This is a genomic window from Rhizobium sp. BT-226 (assembly GCF_025847085.2).
GTDB classification, from domain to species: domain Bacteria; phylum Pseudomonadota; class Alphaproteobacteria; order Rhizobiales; family Rhizobiaceae; genus Rhizobium; species Rhizobium sophorae.
The window spans coordinates 1-4,251 of the sequence record NZ_JAOYTI010000012.1 but is presented as its reverse complement, the minus strand read 5'-3'; the positions used below and the strand labels follow the sequence as shown (position 1 = coordinate 4,251).

General features: G+C 62.1%; 4 protein-coding genes. All 4 read right to left on the bottom strand.

What is annotated here, in order from left to right; genetic code table 11:
• Window positions 1–1,055 (bottom strand): ABC transporter ATP-binding protein (locus OIU37_RS34370; protein WP_264260127.1); only part of this gene is annotated, 1,055 nt, incomplete at its 3' end.
• A gap of 3 nt (window positions 1,056–1,058) precedes the next feature.
• A complete protein-coding gene (locus tag OIU37_RS34365) occupies window positions 1,059–2,003 on the bottom strand; it encodes a carbohydrate ABC transporter permease (protein ID WP_264260126.1) in 945 nt (314 codons plus the stop codon).
• Window positions 2,000–2,953: a carbohydrate ABC transporter permease gene (locus OIU37_RS34360; protein ID WP_164594085.1), complete on the bottom strand. Its 954-nt coding sequence runs from the start codon at window positions 2,951–2,953 to the stop codon at window positions 2,000–2,002. The genes OIU37_RS34365 and OIU37_RS34360 overlap by 4 nt, the downstream gene beginning before the upstream one ends.
• 110 nt (window positions 2,954–3,063) lie before the next feature.
• On the bottom strand, window positions 3,064–4,251 hold a 1,188-nt coding region (locus OIU37_RS34355; RefSeq protein ID WP_264260125.1), incomplete at its 5' end, for an ABC transporter substrate-binding protein.

The following is a 4,251-nucleotide window of genomic DNA, read 5'->3' as shown; positions in this document are numbered from 1 at the left end:
AGGCGGGTGTTTTGTCCTGGAGCGATACCGGTATCGGCGCGCAGGCGGGCGACGACGGATTTGCCGCCGAGCTTGGTGACGGCGAAGGTGTCGGAGCCGGCCGGTTCCACCACCTCGATCAGGCAATCGCCCTCGGTCAGCGAGCGCGCCTTGCGGTCGGCGCCATCGGGATCGGTCAAGGCCTCCGGCCGGATGCCGAAGATCACCTGCCTGCCGGTATAGGCGGTCAGGCCGTCATTGCCTGGGATAACCGGCAGCCTCAGCGGGGCGGCATTCGGCCGCTCCAGCGAGACTTCGAGCCCGCCGGCGCCGTTCTCGACGGTGGCGTTCAAGAGGTTCATCGCCGGCGAGCCCATGAAGTCGGCGACGAAGATATTGGAGGGGCTGTTATAGATCTCGGCCGGCGTGCCGAACTGCTGCAGCACGCCGTCCTTCAGCACGGCGATCTTGGTCGCCAGCGTCATCGCCTCGATCTGGTCATGGGTGACATAGACAAAGGTGGTGCCCATGCGCTGGTGCAGCCGCTTGATCTCGGTGCGCATGTCGACGCGCAGCTTGGCGTCGAGATTGGAGAGCGGCTCGTCGAACAGAAAGACCTGCGGATTGCGCACCAAGGCTCTCCCCATGGCGACGCGCTGGCGCTGGCCGCCGGAAAGCTGGCTCGGCTTGCGGTCGAGCAGATGGCCGATCTGCAGCATGTCGGAGACCTGCTTGATCGCCTTTTCGCGCTCGTCCTTGGGAACGCCGCGGATTTCCATGCCGAAGGCGATGTTGCCCGCCACCGTCATGTTCGGGTAGAGCGCATAGGACTGGAACACCATGGCGATGTCGCGCTTGGAGGGATGCAGACCGCTGATGTCGCGCCCGTCGATCCTGATATCGCCAGAGGTGATGGTCTCCAGCCCGGCAATGGTGTTGAGCAGGGTGGACTTGCCGCAGCCGGACGGGCCGACCAGCACGAGAAAGCCGCCCTTGTCGAGTTCGAGGTCGATGCCCTTGAGAATGTCGACGGCGCCGAAGCGTTTTTTAAGACCGGAGATTTCGAGGAAGGCCATGGATTACCCTTTGACAGCGCCCGCCATCAGACCGCGCACGAAGTAGCGGCCGGCGAGGATATAGACGATGAGCGTCGGCACGGCGGCGATCATCGCCGCCGCCATGTTGACATTGTATTCGACGACGCCCGTCGAGGTGTTGACGACATTGTTCAGCGCCACCGTCATCGGCATGGATTCACCGGTGCCGGCATAGGCTGAGGCAAACAGGAAGTCGTTCCAGATATTGGTGAACTGGTAGATGACGGTGACGACGATGATCGGCAGCGAGTTCGGCAGCATGATGCGGCGGAAGATCTGGAAGAAGCTGGCGCCATCGACCTGGGCGGCCCGCACCAGTTCGGTCGGAAAGGCCTCGTAGAAATTGCGGAAGAACAGCGTCGTGAAGCCGAGGCCATAGACGACATGGACGAAGACCAGATTGACCGTCGGATTGCCGAAGCCGAAGTTCCAGCCCGTGGCGTTCTGCAGCGTCATGCCGAAGCGGCCGAGCGAGCCGAGGATCGTTGCCATCGGCAACAGCACCGACTGGAACGGGATGAAGCAGGCAAACAGCATCAGCCCGAACACCAGCGTATGGCCGGGAAAGCGCCATTTGGTCAGGACATAGCCGTTCAGCGCCCCCATGATGGTGGAGATCGCGACAGCCGGCACGACCATCTTGATCGAGTTCCAGAAGTAGCCCTTGATGCCGGCGCAGGTAAGACCGACGCAGGTCTCGCCCCAGGCCTTGATCCACGGATCGAAGGTCGGCGATTGCGGCAGCGCCAGCATGTTGCCGTTCTGGATCTCGTCCATGGTCTTGAACGAGGTGGTCAGCATGACGAAGAGCGGCATCAGATAGAGGACGGCAAAGACCAGCAGCAGGCCGTAGATGACGATGCGGCCGATCCAGCGGGTGTTGTTGCTGTTCTGCGAGGTTGCTATCGGAGAGGTCACGCTGCTCATCGCGCCTTCTCCTTCAGTTCGGAATAGAGATAGGGAACGATGATCGCCGAGATGGTCATCAGCATGATGATGGCGCTGGCCGAGCCGACGGCCATCTCGTTGCGCTTGAAGGTATATTCATACATGAAGTTCGACGGCAGCCAGGCCGAGCCGCCGGGGCCGCCCGAGGTCAGCGCCACCACCAGGTCGTAGGACTTGATCGCCATATGGGCGAGCACGATGAAGGCGGAGAGGAAGATCGGTCGCAACAGCGGAATGACGATGCGCCGATAGAGCTGGAAGGGCGAGGCGCCGTCGATCTGGGCTGCCTTCATGATCTCGCCGTCGATGCCGCGAAGCCCCGCCAGGAACATCGCCATGACGAAGCCCGACGCCTGCCAGACGCCGGCGATGACGACGGTGTAGATGACGAAGTCCTTGTTCTTGATCCAGTCGAAGTGGAAGCTCGTCCAGCCGAAGTGGTGCAGCGTCTGTTCCAGCCCGAGACCGGGATCGAGGAACCATTTCCAGGCAACGCCGGTGACGATGAAGGAGAGCGCCATCGGATAGAGGAAGATCGGCCGGAGCAAGCCCTCGCCGCGGATCTTCTGGTCGAGCAGGATGGCGAGGAAGAGACCGAGGGCCAGGCAGATGCCGACATAGAGGAAGCCGAAGATCGCCATGTTGGTGATCGAGGTATACCAGGAAGACGGCGGATCGCTCTCGAAGGTCCAGCGCCACAGCCGCTGATAGGCGCGTGGCCCCGTCAGCGCATAGGAGGGAAAGGTCTTGGAATTGGTGAAGGAGAGATAGGCCGTCCAGACGATGAAGCCGTAGACGAAGATGATGGTGATGACGAAGCTCGGCGCCAGGACGATCTTCGGCAGCGCATCCTGCAGCCGGCCCCTCAACGAGATCGCCGTCGATTGCCGCGGCGTCAGAACCGGATCGGTGGTCGCAACGGTGCTCATGGAATGTCATCTCCTCCCGCAATCGGCCCCATGATCATCTCGTATGATCGGCGTGGAGCCTAAAGCTTCCCCGCGACGATGCGGGGAAGCATTTTTAGTCGACAGTGGTCTCAGCGGGCGTCGTCGATCGCCTGGACGAGCTGGGTCACGGCCTCGTCGGAGGTCTTGATCTGGCCGTGGACGAACTTCGAGACGACATCCTTGTAGGCATTGGCGATCGCCGGCGGTGCGCCGTAGCCTTGCGCCAGCGAGCCGAACAGCGTGCCGCCTTCGTTGGCTGCCTTCAGGTCGGCGATGCCCTTCTTGCCGCAAGCGTCGAAGTCGGTATCGGGAACATCGGTACGGGCCGGCACCGAACCCTTGACGACGTTGAAGGCCGACTGGAAGCTCTTCGACAGCGTGGCCGTCGCCAGCGCCACCTGAGCGGCCTTGCGGTCGTCAGGAACGTTGAACATGCCGAACATGTCGGAGTTGTAGACCACGCTGCCGTCGGTGCCGGGGAAGCGGTAGCAGAGGAAGTCGGTATCCGGCGTCTTCTTGGCGGCGACGAATTCGCCCTTGGCCCAGTCGCCCATCACCTGCACCAGCGCATCACCCTTGATGACCATGGCGGTTGCGAGGTTCCAGTCGCGGCCCGAGAAGTTCGGGTCGACATATTTGATGATCGTCGCCAGATTGTCGAAGGACTTCTTCATCGTGTCGGACTTCAGCGATTCCTCGTCGAGGTCGTTGAAAGCCTTCTTGTAGAACTCCGGACCGCCGGTCGACAGCACGATGGAATCGAACATCGTCGCTTCCTGCCAGTTCTGGCCGCCGAGTGCCAGCGGGATCACGCCGGCCGCCTTGGCCTTGTCGAGCAGGGCGATCAGATCGTCGAAGGTCTTCGGCTGGGTGCCGCCGATCTTGTCCATCACCGCCTTGTTGATCCACAGCCAGTTGACCGAATGGACGTTGACGGGGGCTGCGACCCACTTGCCGTCATAGACCGAGAACTTCTGCAGTGCTGCCGGAACCGACTTGTCCCAGCCTTCCTTCTTCGCCGTCTCCGTCAGGTCGCCCATAACGCCGGCCTCGGCATAATCGAGCACGGTATAACCCAGCATCTGCGAGGCTGTCGGATAGGTGCCGGCCGCCACCATCGCCTTCAGCGCCGTCATCGCCGCATCGCCGCCACCGCCGGCCACAGGCACGTCCTTCCAGGCAAACCCTTCCTTCGAAAGATCCTCCTTCAAGACGTTCAGCGCCGCTGCCTCGCCGCCTGACGTCCACCAGTGCAGCATCTGCACTTCCTTCACGTC